This window comes from Moritella sp. 24 (assembly GCF_018219155.1).
Taxonomy (GTDB): Bacteria; Pseudomonadota; Gammaproteobacteria; order Enterobacterales; family Moritellaceae; genus Moritella.
The window spans coordinates 4,193,868-4,211,958 of sequence record NZ_CP056123.1; the positions used below are offsets into that span (position 1 = coordinate 4,193,868).

Sequence of the window (18,091 nt, forward strand, 5' to 3'; positions counted from 1 at the left end):
ATGTTTTGTATGAAATGCAGCTAATAATTAGGTAAACTCAGCTACAAATGCAGTATAAATAGTTAACTGCACGCCCATTTTATCTGTAAATGTTTAGTTTTTGATTAACTAAATACGTATAACCCCCTATTATGTTATAAATATTTGATTTTGTCTTTAGGAAACCGGAGAGTCCATGGAGTTCAATGTAAAAAGTGGTAGCCCTGAAAAACAACGCAGTGCTTGCGTTGTTGTAGGTGTATTTGAACCACGTCGTTTATCACCAGCAGCAGAACAACTCGATAAAATTAGTGATGGCTATTTAAGTTCCCTACTACGTCGCGGTGATATCGAAGGTAAACCAGGTCAAGTGTTACTACTTCACCATGTACCAAACGTACTAAGCGAACGTGTATTATTAGTTGGTTGTGGTAAAGAACGTGAGTTAGATGAACGTCAATACAAGCAAATAATCACTAAAACAATGAATACCTTGAACGAAACGGGTTCTATGGAAGCGGTTTGTTTCCTACCTGAGCTTAATGTAAAAGGCCGCGATACCTACTGGAAGATCCGCTTTGCCGTTGAAACAGCACGCGAAAGTCGCTACCGTTTCGACCAACTAAAAAGCAATAAAGAAGAAACGCGTCGCCCATTACGTAAAATGGTATTCAACGTAACATCACGCCGTGATTTACCAACAAGTGAAAAAGCAATTGCACACGGTCTTGCTGTTGCTAGCGGTATGCGTCTTTGTAAAGACGTAGCAAACATGCCACCAAACATCTGTAATCCTGTTTACCTTGCAAATCAAGCACGCCAACTATCTGATGAAAGTGACAAAGTCACTGTACAGATTTTAGGTGAGCCTGAAATGAAAGAATTAAAAATGGATTCTTACCTTGCTGTATCTCAAGGTTCAGCAAACGAAGCTAAGATGTCGATTATTAATTATCAAGGTAATCCAGATCCTGACGCAAAACCTATTGTACTCATTGGTAAAGGTCTAACATTCGATTCAGGTGGTATTTCATTGAAACCAGGCGCAGGCATGGACGAGATGAAATATGACATGGGTGGTGCTGCTGGCGTACTTGGCGCAATGAAGTCATTAGCTAAACTAGACTTACCAATTAATGTAATCGGTATTCTAGCGGGCTGTGAAAACATGCCGGGCAGTAATGCTTACCGTCCAGGTGACATCATCACGACAATGTCAGGGCAAACAGTTGAAGTATTAAATACCGATGCTGAAGGCCGTTTAGTATTATGTGACGTATTAACTTATGTTGAACGTTTTGATCCAGAATTAGTTATCGACGTAGCAACCTTAACCGGTGCTTGTGTTGTTGCACTTGGTCATCACATCACAGGTTTACTATCGACGCATAACCCACTAGCACATGAATTATTAAATGCATCAGACCAAGCTGCAGATAAAGCATGGCGTCTACCAATTACTGACGACTTCCAAGAACAAATTGAAAGTCCATTTGCTGATTTAGCAAACATTGGTGGCCCTGGTGGCGGTACAATCACAGCGGCTTGTTTCTTATCACGCTTTACTAAAAAGTATAACTGGGCGCATTTAGACATCGCTGGTACTGCTTGGGTAAGTGGTAAAAACAAAGGTTCAACAGGTCGCCCTGTCCCTATGCTGACACAGTTCTTACTTAACCGTACTGAACGTAATGAAGTTCAACAAGCTGACGAAGCTTAATTGATTTCATATTATTGATATTAAAAAGGTCGCTATTGCGACCTTTTTTTATTTTACACCGACTAAATATACTGATTAAAAAATTATGCCTTAAAATACTGATAAGCAAATACAATATCTGCATTAACAGCCGGAATAGCGGTGCCAGTAAAGACGATAGAATTTGTTTGAGGGTAATACTGCCAACCATTTGTTGCATCACGTGTCACATCGACGCCATTCACTTTTACAGCAATCGAAGACGAAATAATCGCTTCACTATCCACAATACTCAAACTATAACCAGCAGATGACGCGCCCGCATTTTGTGCAATTTTCTCCATAAACCCATCATACTCAGACATTTCTTGAATATTGAGTACGAGGCCAAGTGTGGCATTCGACAGATCATCATACTGACTACGGTCTATATCACGAGGCTCAACAATGCTGTACACACGGAAGTTATTATCTACAAACAGATTATCTAATGGATCAAATGCCGGTGAACCAGAATAATGGCTCTCTTCGTCACTCATAATGATAACTGACATTGTTGAATTAGCTCTTGGATAACCATCTAAAGCCACAGTGCCTGTCACAGGTGTTAATGCTTGTTCTGCAAAATAAATACCTCGTTCATTAGCAGATCCATTCGTACCAGGTTTCAAATCTAACTCAATTTGCGCTAAATCATCTGTAAAACCAACACCTCGTAAAGTATCTCTATCCGTCGTAATAGTACCAACCTTGAAGTCCATACCCGTACTGCCAACATAATTACTAAAGCTTTGTGTTAATTGACTAATCATGTTTTGTTCACCAGACATACTGCCTGAATTATCAATAACGAATAAGAAGTCAGCTTTTGAAGTCACTTGTTCTATCGCTTTATATGAATCATTTTGCAATTTAAGTTTAGCATCAACAGGCGCTAATACATTTTCAGATGTCGTTGATACAATGAGTGTTTCATATTGCTCATACAAGGATTTCTCAACCAGTGTCGTTGTCAGAACAATGCTATCGAGCACATCAGCATATGACAGCACGATATTAAATTGAAAATTCTGATTATCAATTTCGTTATTGCTCGCTACTAGCGCATCAGCAATACCGCCCACTTTATTAACACCGATTTGTTGCATTATTTCATTCAATAACGTCGTTGTTTTAACTGATGGTAATGCGTAATTAATATTATAACTTGCTGAAATATCGCCATTTGGCAATACATTCTGAGAAAATTGCGTAACCGATACATTACCCGATAAAGACGATGATAATCCCCCCATTAAATAGCTTAGAATATCAATCGAATTACTACCCGAACCAAGCGAAGGTCGCTCACTCACAAAACCAACTAAATCAATATCATCTTGCGTTGGAATACGATTAATACGTGCGCTTGGTGAAACAACGCTATCACCATAAATTGCAGTACCAATAAAATCACCTGTGACTGGTTGAACCGTGTAACCCTTAGGCAGCAGTACTTGGCTATTATCTAAAAACACAGACTGCGTTGCTTGTGCATTTTCACCCACAGTAATACTAATCGTTTTACTTTGAATTAAGCCATCGTCTTGCCCGCCTTCACGATATAAATACAGTTTATATTCTTCAATGCCTGTGTTTGCACCAACTGTCACCGTGATTTCATTAGGCACGTTACTATTTGTCGGCGCTAATACATCACCATTAGCTCCAATCCAGTACAAACGATCACTTGCCGTTAGATTTGATATTGTCGCCCTCAATAGAACGGTTGAATTAGGTGGTGCAACCGAAGATGAACTTGTTATCGCGTTAATCATTAATTCATCTGATACGTAATCCCCTTGATTACACATAGTAAAAGTATCAACGATTTCTTCCGTTTGAATAACACCGTCATCATTACTATCAATCGCAGCGATCACTTTTTGTCCACCAGCAGAACAGTCATTATCATCTTTAGTCACCGATAGCACCGACACTAAAGATTGACCGTAAATCTCAGCATCACCATTCACAGTACGTGAACCATCATTACAATAAAATCTTGGTTCAATAAGTTCATCCGCATCTAATGTATTATTAGCATTACTGTCCACACCTGAATCCACTCTAATACCACCAGAAGCACAGTTTTCTCCCGCGTTTATTTCGGTAATATTAACCAATGAATTAAATGTTGTTTCTTGCGGTGACTGCGTTTCATTGCTGTTGTTACAAGCTGATAAAGACAGTACTGCAATAGCAGCAAGCGATAACTTATATTTCATATCATGACGTCCTGTTTGTGAGATAAGCATATATTTTTAGACATAAACCTTGAAACACAAATCAAACAATAAAATATATTATACCTCTGTGGTGATAGTGAGATTTAAATCGAAAGTTTCAAAAAAACGTGTGAGAGCCAACACAGAGTAACAATCATCACCATAACTTTATTGCATATTCTAAAATAGACAAAGAGCCAGTAATTAAAGCGACTAATCACATCAGAAACCGACAACTCTATTTTTCATCACTATCCTTTGTGATACTATGTGCTGTTATATTTATAATTGGTAAATGACTCAGTCATTGGCGCAAAACTACAGATGAAGAAAGTCACTTTTTATATCATGCAAGAATCAAAAAATGGCGTTGAGGCAGCTATGCCACAGCACCATGAGCTTGCCTGTAAACTGGCTGGTGAGTTTTACCAGCAAGGACAACGCGTCTATATTCATACCAACGATGAATCGGCAGCAAACCATGTTGACGAATACCTTTGGCAATTGGATGCAAACAGTTTTGTACCACATAATTTACAAGGTGAAGGTCCACGTAATGGCGCGCCCGTTGAAATTGGTTTTCAACCACCTCGCCATCGCTATCAGGTACTAATAAACCTGCATGACCACACACCACAATTTGCAGTAAACTTTAATCAGATTATCGATTTTGTACCGCATCAAGACGGGTTAAAACAACAAGCTCGAGAGCGTTATAAACACTACCGTCAAACAGGGTTACAACTGTTAACTGTGAACGCAGAATAATCAATCAACCATTGAGAATTAGAAAGCAGACCTATGGAAAAAATATACAATCCCCAAGCCATTGAGCAAGCGCTTTACCAGAACTGGGAAGAGCAAGGTTACTTCAAGCCAAATGGCGATCTAACAAAAGATGCATATAGCATCATGATCCCACCGCCAAATGTCACTGGTAGCCTGCACATGGGTCATGCCTTCCAACAAACGATCATGGATGCGCTAACTCGTTACAAGCGTATGCAAGGTAACAATACGTTATGGCAGGTTGGTACCGATCACGCTGGTATCGCAACACAAATGGTTGTTGAACGTAAGATTGCAGCTGAAGAAAACAAAACGCGCCACGATTATGGCCGTGATGCTTTCATCGACAAGATCTGGGATTGGAAAAACGAATCAGGTGGCAACATCACTCGTCAAATGCGTCGTTTAGGCACATCTGTAGATTGGGACCGCGAACGTTTTACTATGGATGACGGTCTGTCTGAAGCAGTAAAAGAAGTATTCGTACGTCTATTTAAAGAAGACCTAATTTACCGTGGCAAGCGCCTCGTAAACTGGGATCCAAAATTCCACACTGCTATTTCTGATCTTGAAGTTGAGAGCAAAGAAAAACAAGGCAGCATGTGGTACTTCCGCTACCCACTAGCAGATGGCGAAACAACAGCTGACGGTAAAGATTACATCGTTGTCGCGACAACACGTCCAGAAACAATGCTAGGTGACTCTGCGGTTGCAGTACACCCGAAAGACGAACGCTATGCAGCGCTTGTTGGTAAAGACATTATCCTTCCTATCGTTGGCCGTCGCATCAAAATTGTTGCAGATGACTACGCTGACATGGAAAAAGGCACGGGTTGTGTAAAAATTACACCTGCTCATGACTTTAACGATTACGAAGTTGGTAAGCGTAACAACTTAGTGATGTTCAACATCCTAACTGAAAACGCAGATATCCGTGAAGAAGCGGAAATCATCAACTCAGACGGCACAGAAAACACTGAACTAACGTTCACAATCCCTGCTGAATACCAAGGCATGGAGCGTTTTGCTGCACGTAAAGCAATCGTAGCTAAGTTTGAAGAACTTGAGCTACTAGAAAAAATTGAACCACATACACTACAAGTACCTTACGGCGATCGTAGTGGTGTTGTGATTGAGCCACTACTAACAGACCAATGGTATGTAAGTGTTGGTCCAATGGCTAAAGTAGCTACTGACGCAGTTAAAGATGGTGAAATTCAGTTCGTGCCAAAACAGTACGAAAACATGTACTTCTCGTGGATGAACGACGTACAAGACTGGTGTATCTCACGTCAACTTTGGTGGGGTCATCGTATTCCAGCTTGGTACGATAACGAAGGTAATGTATTCGTTGGCCGTGATGAAGCAGAAGTGCGTGCAGAAAACAATTTAGGTCCAGAAATCGCATTACGTCAAGATGACGATGTGCTTGATACTTGGTTCTCATCTGCGCTTTGGACATTCTCAACGCAAGGCTGGCCACAGCAAACGCAAGATCTTAAAGTGTTCCACCCAAGTGATGTACTGGTAACAGGTTTCGACATCATCTTCTTCTGGGTTGCACGTATGATCATGATGACGATGCACTTCATCAAAGATGAAAACGGCAAGCCACAAGTACCCTTTAAAACTGTTTATGTAACAGGTTTAGTACGTGATGAAGCTGGCGATAAAATGTCAAAATCAAAAGGTAACGTACTTGATCCACTAGACATGATCGACGGTATCGACCTTGAGTCACTAGTAGAAAAACGTACTGGTAACATGATGCAGCCACAACTTGCTAAGAAAATTGAAAAAGCAACGCGTAAAGAATTCGAAGGCGGCATTGAAGCTCACGGTACTGACGCATTACGTTTCACATTAGCAGCAATGGCATCGACTGGTCGTGACATTAACTGGGACATGAAACGTCTTGATGGTTACCGTAACTTCTGTAACAAACTATGGAACGCAAGCCGTTACGTATTGATGAACACGGAAGAGCATGATTGTGGCCAAAATGGCGGCGACATGGAATTCAGTCTTGCAGATCGTTGGATCCAAGGCCAATTCCAGGAATCAATCAAAGCTTACCGTGAAGCAGTTGATACTTACCGTCTTGATCTTGCAGCAAACATCGCTTACGAATTCACATGGAACCAGTTCTGCGATTGGTACTTAGAATTAACTAAGCCAGTATTTGCACAAGGTACTGAAGCACAACTACGTGGTACACGTCATACACTAGTAACGATTCTTGAAGAGTTACAACGTTTGATGCACCCTATCATGCCATTCATCACTGAAGAGATTTGGCAGCGTGTTGCGCCACTTGCAGGTAAGCACACTGAAGGTGCGACAATCATGCTACAGGCTTTCCCTGAGTACGATGCAGCTAAAGTTGATGCACAATCAATGCAAGATCTAGAATGGGTTAAGCAATTCATTATTGCTATCCGTAACATTCGTGGCGAAATGGACATCAGTCCAAGCAAGCCAATCTCAATCTTGTTGAAAAACGTAGGCACTGAAGAGCAACGTCGTCTAGACGAAAATCAACAGTTCTTAAGCTCACTAGCAAAACTAGAAGCTATCACTATCCTTAGCGATAATGAAGAAGCGCCAATCTCAGCAACATCACTATTAGGCGACATGGAAATCTTAATTCCAATGGCTGGTCTAATTGATAAAGATGCTGAAATTGCACGTATCAACAAGCAAATGGAAAAAGTACAAAAAGACTTAGACCGTGTTTCAGGTAAGCTAAACAATGAGAAATTCGTTGGTAAAGCACCAGAAGCCGTTATCGCGAAAGAACGTGAGAAACAAGCGGAATTTGAAAGTACGATTGCTAAATTTAAAGCACAAAAAGCACGAATTGAATCGATCTAATCGTTAAAATCGTACTTACCTACAAAGGGAAGGTTGAGCAATCAACCTTCCCTTTGTTGTTTTCAAACACCACTAAATACTAAATCAACGTCACAATTACCCATTCCTTTCTAGTAAAAACATTCCCATCTACAAGTATACGATGTAACATATTTGTTAAAAAATAATGCGTTGTAGTTATGGAGAGCGACACCGCTTAGCGACGGACTATAAATGTCAACACCAAGGAATGGAGTGATAGATTATGGACAATAAAGATCCTCTGAATCACGTATTAATTACAGCGATTCAGCACTTACCTATTGGTATTTTTTGGAAAGACATCGAAGGTCAATATCTTGGTTGCAATAAACACTGCCTAGCGCTATTTGATCTTCCTTCTGAAGAATTTATTATCGGTAAAACCGACGCTCAACTCGAGCCTGCATTTAAACAAAAAGTACTCCCCAACGAAGTACTCTATCAAACAGATCAAGAAGCACTAAAACATGGCCGCAGCGTAATAGCTAAAACCATGACGATGGAAACTATCTACGGTGAGGGACAATTTGAAATAACAAAGATCCCATTAAAAAACCGCGCAGGCCAGATCGTGGGTTTATTAGGTATTGCAGTTGATGTATCAAGTAAATTTCGCTCTGAACAAAAACTTCAAGAAAAAACCGCATTGCTTAACTCTATTTTTGACGCGCTGCCCGACTTCGTTATCTACAAAGATATGCAAGGAAGAATTGTCGAATGTAACCGCGCAGCATTAAAGCTCGCAAAAAAGAAAAAGTCAGACGTGATTGGCAAAACAATAGAGCAGGTATTACCAGAATCAACAGCCAAAGTCAGTTTAGGCTATGATACTCAGCTCAAAGAAAATTACAAAAGTGCCAATTATAAAATGGAATTTAGTCTTGCAGGCCGAGATGTATACGTGGATGTACACAAACACCCAGTGATCCAAAATGATAAGCTTGTCGGTACAGTCAGTATATCTCGAGACATTAAAGAACGTCGTATCACACTACAAAAAATAGATACCTTAACCAAACAAGATCAACTCACTAATCTGTTCAATCGCACCACCTTCCTACAAAAACTCGACAATATAGCCCCTAATTCTGAGTGGGGTATGTTGCTCATCGACATCAAAAAACTAGGACATATCAACAGCCATCACGGCACTGATATTGGCGACCAAGTATTATTCTATGTGAGCGAAGTAATTAAAAAAATTGCGCCTAAAAATGCGTGCTTAGCTCGAATTCAAGGTGATCGCTTTGCCATCCTAAGTAATACAGTGGGTTCGACCCAACAACTTAATAGTTTATGTAGTGCCTTAGCAAATAAACTCAACAAGCAAATAGCCATACAAGGACGTGTTATTGATCTCGTCATCTGCATTGGTGCCGCAAATTATCCTTATAGCATTCAAAATACCAAGCAGTTATTGACCTGTAGTGAACAAGCCTTAATTCGAGCACGCAAACAACCAGAACAAAGTTATAGCTTGTTTGACCCCGTTTTAGAAGCACGCTCTGAAGCGGAGCGACGCCTTATCGAAGACCTAAAAGTCGCCATAAAAAACAAAAATATAGATCTCTACTATCAACCTATTATCGACAGTAAAACAAAAGCAGTATTAGGCGTTGAAGCCCTTGCTCGCTGGCATCATCCAGAAAAAGGACTGATCATGCCGATAAAATTTATTGCGCTTGCCGAAAAAAATAATTTAATCGGTCAACTCGGCGATGTTGTATTAGAAAAGGCCTGCCAGCAATTAGCGTTATGGCGTAAAGATAATCTCGATATTTTTATTGCAGTCAATCTGTCACCAATCCAGTTCAACGATCCCCAACTGGTCAGTAAAATAAAACATTACATTGAATACTATAATATCCCCGCACAACGACTCGAGTTAGAAGTCACAGAAAGCGCACTCATGGAATCAAACCGTACAGCAGAGCATATGCTTGAAGAGCTCATTAAACTTGGCATTCGCTTGTCTATTGATGATTTTGGGACAGGGTATTGTTCACTCTCTTATTTAAAAAATATGCCTGCACACAAACTTAAGATTGATAAATCATTTGTAGATGAACTTGAATTAGATAAAACAACGACTGCGATTACACGTTCAGTGATCAGTCTAGCAAGGGAGTTAAATATTACGGTAACAGCAGAAGGAATTGAAGAGCAATCACAAATGAAATGGCTACAGGAGCAGCAATGCGATCAGCTTCAAGGGTATTTATTTAGTCGCCCGTTACCGAGCGACAAATTTTGTCTATGGTATAAAAAACATTATGCCACACACAATAATATGACTTATCTGCAACAGACAGAGACAAGGTTATCTATGCCAGTACTATGATGCCAGTACTATGATGTAAGTACATAATGTAAGTACATAATGTAAGTACATAATGTAAGTACTATGATGCGTCTTCTTCGAAGTAAGTACCCCAACCGTCATAAGTCACGTCTTGTTCGATAGACATTTTAAGTAGTGCTTCAATGTCACGCGTGATTGTATCAATATCAAGTTCTGTTTCAACAACACAATCAAACGCAAATACTGTTTGCCCATCTTCAAGTTCAACTTCTTCTGGATCTGATACATCATAGCCCAATTTGAACGCAGCAATCGCGGCTTTCTCTAATTGTGCAAAATCATCACCTGCAAAGTGGTGCTCAATTGAATATACGGCATCAGGATCACTGCCATCTTCTAATAAGTTATCAATGATCTCTTCAGCTTCTACTTTCAGCTCGGCAAATTCTTTTTCAAAATCCACTAGGTTAATCTCTTTAGTTATGATGATTGAAGAATACTCTGGTTTTAATCATCATGCCATTAAATTTTACCCAAAAAAAATGCCAAACATAAAGTTTGGCATGAACAGATAAACAGAAAAATTAAGGCGTAAAGACCACTTTAACTGTGCTATCTACTTCTGAAGAGTCGATATAAGCAATGGCATTAGCACGTGACGCCACTTGGCTTTTAATCAATGCTGATGAACCAATCGTTTTTGGTGGCTTACCTTTACCGGTAAACACTAAACGAGACCAATAAGCTTGTAACTGAGAATCGCTTTTACCAGTCACGCCCGCGTGAAATTCACCACGAATGTCACTGCCAGCCGCTTGTTCAATCACTTCGGCTTTAGCACCGTTAGGTAATTTTTTAGATTTACCTAAATATAATTTAGATACTTGTGCTTTTGACAATGTATCTGGACCTGTCGGGTTAGCAATAACCACAACACCAGCCTGTGCCACACCCGAGATTAATGCTGCTGTTAAGGCAACTTTAGCTAATAATTTCATCAAAGTTCTCCTTAAAATACTGCATCAAATGAAACGGTGTAAACGATAGTGTCATCATACGTCTCACTACCATGAGAAGGTAATGCACCATGAGTGTCACCAAAATCAGTAGCATACGTCACATCTAATTTCAGCGACAAATTAGAGCTGATATCATAACGACTACCTACACTATAAGTTGTACGTTCCCAGTTAAATGCACTCGAACCAACAAGGTTAGGGTAATCATCAACTGCAGTTGGTGCTCTTTCATCATTATCAGTTGTTTCTAGGAATGAATAATTCACATAAGGGGTAAACGCATTAATACGGTATCCTAATGTAATGTATCCAGATTTAGTATCCGAATATTTCCCTTCCACTTTCGAAATCGTATATTCAGAAATAGCTAGAAATGAGCCATTGTCATAACTAATACCGACGCCAGCAAATTGCGCTTTTTCATTATCAAACTTCTCAAAAGGCTGTGCTGGCACATCTGGAATCGCGACATCACCCGACTCAAGTTCGCTCTGGAAATAAGTACCACGGAATACCCACTCTTCATAAGAAAGCGTTGCAGACATACCTATGGTATTTTTGAACTTAACATCAACACCTAACGGGTTATCTTCTGCATCATCAACATCATGACCATAACTCGCCTGTAATGATAAACTTGCATCACCTAGGTCAGTATCATAAATGATATCAATACCATCATATGAACTTACTGGAACAATAGAGTAAACATCTGCAGGAGGGTTAGCCCAAGGTTGTGCATAGCCAACTTCAAGATAATCAGAATACATATACAGAGGCACACGTAAGCGACCGATACGCGTAGTAAAACCATTATCGAAGTCATGGCTTAAAAAAGCCCACTCCATCTCAGGCGTCCAATCATCGGCACCACGAGAAACTAATTGAGCAACAATTTGCGTTTGTTCTGTTAATGCAAATGTACCTTGCAGGCCAAGCTTACTACCTAATGAAAAATCCGGATCCGAAGTATAACCTTCAACACCAGGACGGTTACCATAACCAGCGTCATTATTTGCAACACCCATTTGGCCAGTGAAGAAACCATTAATAGACATACGATCAGATAGCGAATCATAAGAGCTCGCTTCTTGTAACATCGCAAGTTCTTGTTCGAGCTGGGCAAGACGTTGTGCATCCGTTGTTGCTGCGACAGCAAACTGTGAAGCACAGGCAACAGCCAGCGGTAGCATGATAAATGCTTTTTTCATCAAAACTCTCCTTGTATTAAAAATTTCATCCGTGTTGAATTTCTCAGTAAGTCGTCATACGACATATATATTGATTATCAATCAATCGGTTCGTTAGTATGATGGAATTTTTCATGCTCATGTTCTTTATTTTTGCGATCTAGTTCACAACGAGACGACTTGTTACATAAATGTAAGGAATTAGGTTGAACTTATTGTAATTTACTTCTAAACGCTAGCATTTAGCTGCATCAATAGAAATACCACCAACGTGATAAACCAACAAACTGATAACATCTGAGTAATTAGTGATAAAAGAAAAATATAAAATAAAAATGCCGCGCTAAAAGCACGGCATTTTTATTTAAAGAGGCATTGATGAGGATATTAAGGTCTAAACACGACTTTCACTGAACCATCAACATCAGCTTCATCAATATAACCAATCGCAGCCCTATTCGCCGCTACTTGGTTTTTAATTAATGATGCTGAACCTAATGTTTTAGGTGGCTTGCCTTTACCAGTAAAAACAAGACGCGACCAATATGCTTGTAATTGAGACTCTGTCTTACCAGTTACTGCAGCATGAAAGGCTTGGCGTTCTGCACTGCCATTTGCACGTTCTAATACACTGACTTTTTCACCATTCGGTAATTTTTTAGATTTACCTAAATACAGTTTTGCAACCTGAGATTTAGATAGTGCATCAGGTCCATCTGGATTAACAACAACAACGAATCCTGCTTGCGCAACACCAGAAAATAACGCTGTAGTTAATACGATTTTAGCTAATAATTTCACTTTTACTTTCCTTAAAATACAGCGTCAAAAGATATTGTGTAAACAACGGTGTCATCAAATTCTTGTGTATTCTCATACGTACTAGGATCAATATTTGATGTTAAAGCACCTGTAGTACCATCGAAATCACCCGCATAAGTCACGTCTAATTTAAGCGCCAAGTTATGATTAATATCATAACGTGTACCTACACTATAAGTTGTACGTTGCCAATTAAGTAAAGCCATGTCTGGAGCACTACCAGCACGCATCTCATCATCCGTTGTTTTTAAATAAGAATAACTAACATAAGGAGTAAACGCTTCAACACGATAGCCTAAGGTAATGTAAGCAGATTCAGTATCCGCATATGCACCTTCAACTTTTGAAACTGTGTATTCTGAAATCGCAAGGAATGAGCCGTTATCGTAACTTACACCACCACCAAAGAACTGCCCTTTCTCATTTTCAAATGCACCAAGTGCTGGTAAACCCGTATGAACTGAGCTTAAATCAGTTTGGAAATAAGTACCACGGAATACCCAATCTTCGTAACTTAACGTCGCAGATACACCTGTGATATCTTTAAAGTCGACATCCTTTCCTACAGAGTTGTCTTCGCCTGATGAGCTGTCATTACCATAGCTTGCTTGAAGCGCCAGTGTTGCATCACCCAAATCATGCTGATAAGTCACATCAACACCGTTAAATGATGTGATTGGTGCAATCGTATAAACGTCTGCAGGCGGTGTTGCCCAAGGTTGTGCATAGCCTACTTCTAAAAAGTCAGAGTACATGTACAGCGGTAGACGTAAACGACCTACGCGCGCAACAAAACCATTATCAAAATCATGACTTAAAAAAGCCCATTCCATTTCTGGCGTCCAACCGTCTGAACCACGACCTACAATTTGAGCAACCACTTGAGTTTGATCTGTGATCGCAAACGTACCTTGTAAACCAAGTTTACTGCCATCACCAAAGTTGGGATTCTTAGTCGCATTATCAAAACCAGCATCATTATTCGCGACAACCATTTTACCGGTAAAGAAACCATTAATTGTCATGCGATCAGCTAACGTATCATATGCACTTTGCTCTTGTAACATAGCAAGCTCTTGTTCAACTTGCGCTAGGCGCTCTGCATCCGTTGCTGCATGAGCAAATTGCGTTGCACAAACTACAGCAAGTGGTAACAACGTAAATACTTTTTTCATCCATCTATCCTAGGTATTTAATTAATACGAATGCCCTGCTTATCGCTTATGTATAAAAATACATAAATATGAGTAAAGCCATTCCAAACAATAACTTATACTAACACACCAAGGATAATTAAACGAAATGACACAGGCTTACAAAATTGCCGAGTAATCACACTAAAATCATTTTATACGGCTATAAAGCAAACAAGTGAGGAACAGCAATACCGTGAGAATAGGCATAAGAGATTAACCAAAAATAAATGATTTTTAATTCTAGTGTGACAGGAAAAATATTTAAATGAGGGAAATGATGATATGGGAAGTAAATAAGAGCCGACAACAAAAATCATGACTCATATTTATAACCTAATTTGTGTTCAATAACTAAGGTCGATAAGCAACCTTCACGCGGTCATCCACTAGGGACTCGTCAATATAAGCAATCGCATTCGATTTACTCGCGACTAACGATAATATCAACTCAGGCGTCCTCACTGTATGAGGTGGTTTACCTTTACCGGTAAAGATCAATCGAGACCAATATGCCTGTAATTGTGCCGCACTTTTATGCGTCACTTTAGCGTGGAATTCAGTTCTAATAGCATCACCATCCGTCATCTCGATGATGTATGCCTTACCCAACTCTGGAAGATACTTACTCTTACCTAAGTACAATTTCTTAACTTGAGACTGTGATAAATGATCAGGTCCAAGCGGATTCACAATAACAACAACATCTGCCTTTACCGTCCAAGAAAATAACAACAGTAAAAAGACACTTTTTAACAGCGGTTTCATAATTCTCTCCCTAAAACACCATGTTTAACGATGCGGTATAAACCATGGTATCGTCTTCGATTACGTTGGATGCTCCAGTATAAGCATTATCAAGACTCGTAACGATATTACCGCTTAAGCCACCTGTCGCGCCTGAATCACCAAAGTCGCCAGAGTAAGTAAGATCAAACTTTAGCGCCATATTGGCATTAATATCATAACGAAGGCCTGCGCTATAAGTTGATCGCTGAGCATCAAATGCAATTTGATTAACAAGGTTTAATGCACGTTCATCATCATCCGTCGTTTCCATCATTGCATACGTAACATATGGCGTAATTCGACCAAATCGATAGGCCGCAGAAATATACGCCGAATTAACATCCTGCCAATTTCCTTCTGCACTCGTTGCAACATCTGGACCTCCGCCATCCACTTCAGATTTAGTCCATTCTGCAACAACAAGTAAATCACCATCATCATAGCTAGCGCCAAGTCCAATAAAGCGCGCATCAGAGTCATTAAAGTCCACTAATGGAATACCTGTACCAGGCACATGTGCTTGCTCTGAGTTTAATGTTGTCATGACATAACTCGCACGAACACTGAAGCTGTTGTAACTGAAAGTACTTGCTAGACCTATCACATCATCATATTCAACATCAGTACCAAAATCCGTTTCTTCGTTCGGATCAGACCCTACACCTGTGTATGCCTGAAATTGCCATTCTGCTTCATCAAATAAAACCGTATAGACAAAATCAACACCTTCGTACGAACTAACAGGCACGACAGCATAAACTTCTTCAGGTGGGCGTAACCAAGGCTGAGCAAAGTTAATCTCTAAATAATCAGAGTACATGTATAAAGGCACGCGTAAACGCCCTGCACGTACTGTTAAATCATTATCGAATGTATGACTGATAAAAGCCCATTCCATCTCTGGACGCCAGTGCTGCTCCGCGCGTGAAACAAGTTGTGCTACAAGAAATGTGCTGTCTGTAACTTCAAATGAGGCTTGTAAGCCCACTTTCGTTTCAGGCACATAATCAAGGGTTTTATCATATCCAGCATAGCCAGAATCGTTCGACGCCATTCCTGCACTTAAAGTGAAAAAACCATTAACCGTTACATTATTCATACGGTTACTTTCAGCTTGCTGCTCTTCAAGTACAGCAACTTGTTCTTCAAGTAATTGCACACGGCGAGACTCTTCAGCTAAAGCATAATTAGAGAATAACGCGGCAGAAATACAGGCTGCTAACGATAGTTTGGTGGTGGGGGTTGATGAAAGGGTTGATCTAATACTTGATACAAAATTTGATCCATCAATAGCAATTTGCTTGCTCATAAAATTTCTCTCCTTAGAAATTTCGTGTAGCAAGCAAATTGTCGTTACTTACTACACACTAAATTGATTTGTTGCTTGTCTTAATTGTTGTGTAGCAACTTCAATCGCTTGTGTGATCTCATCAAGTACGACGGTATCTTGAGATACTTGTGTTGCTATCGAGTGAGTTTCATCGATATAACCATGTATCAACTTCGTTGTTTGCGCTTGTTCTTCCGTAGCAGATGCAATTTGCTCATTCACTACGTTAATCGCTTCAACTTTACCTGAAATACTTGTTAAAGAATCACCCGCACTCGATGATTGCTCTACGCCCATATCCGCTTTACTCATCCCACGTTGCATCGCTTCCACAGCACCTCGTGAAGCACGTTGCAATTCTTCCAACACTTGTTGAATTTCTTGAGTTGAGTCTTGTGTGCGAGATGCTAAAGTCCGTACTTCGTCGGCAACTACAGCAAAACCTCGTCCTTGTTCGCCCGCACGCGCCGCTTCAATGGCTGCATTTAATGCTAACAGATTGGTCTGATCCGCGATACCACGGATGGTGTCTAGGATGACACCTACATTGCTAGTATGAGAGTCTAATTCATCGATAACTTTTGATGCTGTTTTTACCTCTGCAGCCAGTTCGTGTATGGCTTCAATCGTCTTCTCGACAACCACTGTTCCAGTCTCTGCTTCTCGGTTTGCACTGCTCGCTTCTGCTGAAGCATTAGATGCATAATCAGCAATATGTCTGACCGTCTCAAACATCTCATTCATTGAGCGAGAAACTTGATCTATCGATTGGCTTTGCTCTTGGATTCGTGATTTAGATGTGCAGCTTGATGTCGCTAATTGTGTCGATACTTGCGATAACGAGTCGATTGAATTAATCGTTTCGGTGATGCTGCCATGTAATTTATTTAAGAACTGATTAAACCAATGAACAAGGTCACCGACTTCATCGTTATTTGCATAGTCAATGCGAACGGTCAGATCACCATCACCTTGCGCGATCTCTTTTAATGAATCAGAGACTTTACGAATACTGCCAGTGATAGATACCGTTAACCAATAGCAAACCGCTAGCACTAAAATAATCACGCCAACACCTAACATAACGCCTTTATTACGACTTTGATCAGAGCGCTCTAATGACGTATCAATCAAGGCTGTAAAATCTGTTTGGCTATCTTGTTTAAATTTACCCAGCGCGGCCAATAACTTTTCTAATTTAACACTATTTTTCTCGGCTAACGCAGCTAAATTATCCATAGAAATAGTCCCATTAATCAGACCATTAGCTAGGTATTTAGCTGAGTTGTAATATTCTTTAGCTTCCGCTTTGATTAAGAGTAACTCATTACGTTTTTCAGGATGAATTGAATTAATTAAATCTAATTGAGTAATCAGATCTGCATAAACATCATCTGCACTTAACAGCATATCTTCATCACCAATCGTCACCGATGTTTCGATCGCCTGTGTTAACTCTGCGATTTTACTGTTACTGATCGTCGCTGCTTCAAGTACTGGATAATAAATAGCAGACAGTTTTGACAAGCTATCTTTGTTTTCTTTTACGACAAGAATGTTCGCAAAAAGAAACGTTAAAAAGCTCACGACAACAACCGCCGAAAGAATACCGATCTTATGCTTGATTTTTAGTTGGGTTGATAATCCCATTTAATACCTCTATAGCGTTTACAAGTTAGTTTGATGATGTCATATACAATATCAATTACGTCCCTTTGATCTAACTTATAGATCGGGCAATATCCTTAAAATCTCTAATACCTTATCGACCTTAAAACAAAAATCATGACTACTTTGTGTATATTAATTTTATTAAA

The 18,091-nt window shown here is 39.8% G+C and carries 13 protein-coding genes; 4 read left to right on the top strand and 9 right to left on the bottom strand.

Going from position 1 to position 18,091, the window contains the following annotated elements; all coding sequences use genetic code 11:
- Positions 1-175: 175 nt before the first annotated feature.
- Entirely contained in the window at positions 176-1,699 is a 1,524-nt protein-coding gene (gene pepA / locus HWV00_RS18705) for a leucyl aminopeptidase (RefSeq protein ID WP_211683736.1), read from the top strand.
- 83 nt (positions 1,700-1,782) lie between these two features.
- Here the strand turns inward: pepA and HWV00_RS18710 are convergent, their stop codons facing one another.
- Positions 1,783-3,945, bottom strand: coding sequence for a VWA domain-containing protein (locus HWV00_RS18710; protein ID WP_211683737.1), 2,163 nt, complete (start codon positions 3,943-3,945; stop codon positions 1,783-1,785).
- Between the two features lie 324 nt (positions 3,946-4,269).
- Between HWV00_RS18710 and HWV00_RS18715 the strand changes: the two genes are divergently transcribed.
- The 3 genes from HWV00_RS18715 (at position 4,270) to HWV00_RS18725 (ending at position 9,970) form a co-directional block, all read left to right on the top strand.
- A complete protein-coding gene (locus HWV00_RS18715; RefSeq protein ID WP_211683738.1) occupies positions 4,270-4,713 on the top strand; it encodes a DNA polymerase III subunit chi in 444 nt (147 codons plus the stop codon).
- Positions 4,714-4,746: 33 nt separating this feature from the next.
- The gene (locus HWV00_RS18720) at positions 4,747-7,608 is read left to right on the top strand and encodes a valine--tRNA ligase (protein WP_211683739.1); all 2,862 of its coding nucleotides are present in this window, start codon (positions 4,747-4,749) and stop codon (positions 7,606-7,608) included.
- A gap of 244 nt (positions 7,609-7,852) precedes the next feature.
- Positions 7,853-9,970, top strand: a complete 2,118-nt coding sequence (locus tag HWV00_RS18725; RefSeq protein ID WP_211683740.1) for a GGDEF domain-containing phosphodiesterase — start codon at positions 7,853-7,855, stop codon at positions 9,968-9,970.
- 61 nt (positions 9,971-10,031) lie between these two features.
- On the opposite strand, the gene rraB is transcribed toward HWV00_RS18725, so the two are convergent.
- The 8 genes from rraB to HWV00_RS18765 all read right to left on the bottom strand — a co-directional run bounded on the left by rraB (position 10,032) and on the right by HWV00_RS18765 (position 17,924).
- Positions 10,032-10,394, bottom strand: coding sequence for a ribonuclease E inhibitor RraB (gene rraB / locus HWV00_RS18730; protein ID WP_211683741.1), 363 nt, complete (start codon positions 10,392-10,394; stop codon positions 10,032-10,034).
- Between the two features lie 121 nt (positions 10,395-10,515).
- A complete protein-coding gene (locus HWV00_RS18735; RefSeq protein ID WP_211683742.1) occupies positions 10,516-10,929 on the bottom strand; it encodes a phosphate ABC transporter substrate-binding protein in 414 nt (137 codons plus the stop codon).
- Between the two features lie 11 nt (positions 10,930-10,940).
- Positions 10,941-12,161 (bottom strand): carbohydrate porin, encoded by a 1,221-nt coding sequence (locus HWV00_RS18740; protein WP_211683743.1) that lies wholly within the window; start codon positions 12,159-12,161, stop codon positions 10,941-10,943.
- 366 nt (positions 12,162-12,527) lie between these two features.
- Entirely contained in the window at positions 12,528-12,941 is a 414-nt protein-coding gene (locus tag HWV00_RS18745) for a substrate-binding domain-containing protein (RefSeq protein WP_211683744.1), read from the bottom strand.
- Positions 12,942-12,952: 11 nt separating this feature from the next.
- Positions 12,953-14,137 carry a hypothetical protein gene (locus tag HWV00_RS18750; RefSeq protein ID WP_211683745.1) on the bottom strand — a complete coding sequence of 395 codons (1,185 nt, stop codon included), beginning with the start codon at positions 14,135-14,137 and terminating at the stop codon, positions 12,953-12,955.
- A gap of 372 nt (positions 14,138-14,509) precedes the next feature.
- On the bottom strand, positions 14,510-14,923 hold the full coding sequence (locus HWV00_RS18755) for a phosphate ABC transporter substrate-binding protein (protein WP_211683746.1): 414 nt from the start codon (positions 14,921-14,923) through the stop codon (positions 14,510-14,512).
- A gap of 10 nt (positions 14,924-14,933) precedes the next feature.
- Positions 14,934-16,253, bottom strand: coding sequence for a hypothetical protein (locus tag HWV00_RS18760; protein ID WP_211683747.1), 1,320 nt, complete (start codon positions 16,251-16,253; stop codon positions 14,934-14,936).
- A gap of 51 nt (positions 16,254-16,304) precedes the next feature.
- Positions 16,305-17,924, bottom strand: a complete 1,620-nt coding sequence (locus tag HWV00_RS18765) for a methyl-accepting chemotaxis protein (protein ID WP_211683748.1) — start codon at positions 17,922-17,924, stop codon at positions 16,305-16,307.
- Between the last annotated feature and the right edge of the window lie 167 nt (positions 17,925-18,091).

Coding starts and splice junctions, on each gene's coding strand:
- HWV00_RS18765 (WP_211683748.1), bottom strand. CDS start 17,924: ATGGGATTATCAACCCAACTAAAAATCAAGCATAAGATCGGTATTCTT.
- HWV00_RS18760 (WP_211683747.1), bottom strand. CDS start 16,253: ATGAGCAAGCAAATTGCTATTGATGGATCAAATTTTGTATCAAGTATT.
- pepA (WP_211683736.1), top strand. CDS start 176: ATGGAGTTCAATGTAAAAAGTGGTAGCCCTGAAAAACAACGCAGTGCT.
- HWV00_RS18750 (WP_211683745.1), bottom strand. CDS start 14,137: ATGAAAAAAGTATTTACGTTGTTACCACTTGCTGTAGTTTGTGCAACG.
- HWV00_RS18755 (WP_211683746.1), bottom strand. CDS start 14,923: ATGAAACCGCTGTTAAAAAGTGTCTTTTTACTGTTGTTATTTTCTTGG.
- HWV00_RS18710 (WP_211683737.1), bottom strand. CDS start 3,945: ATGAAATATAAGTTATCGCTTGCTGCTATTGCAGTACTGTCTTTATCA.
- HWV00_RS18715 (WP_211683738.1), top strand. CDS start 4,270: ATGAAGAAAGTCACTTTTTATATCATGCAAGAATCAAAAAATGGCGTT.
- HWV00_RS18725 (WP_211683740.1), top strand. CDS start 7,853: ATGGACAATAAAGATCCTCTGAATCACGTATTAATTACAGCGATTCAG.
- HWV00_RS18720 (WP_211683739.1), top strand. CDS start 4,747: ATGGAAAAAATATACAATCCCCAAGCCATTGAGCAAGCGCTTTACCAG.
- HWV00_RS18740 (WP_211683743.1), bottom strand. CDS start 12,161: ATGAAAAAAGCATTTATCATGCTACCGCTGGCTGTTGCCTGTGCTTCA.
- HWV00_RS18735 (WP_211683742.1), bottom strand. CDS start 10,929: ATGAAATTATTAGCTAAAGTTGCCTTAACAGCAGCATTAATCTCGGGT.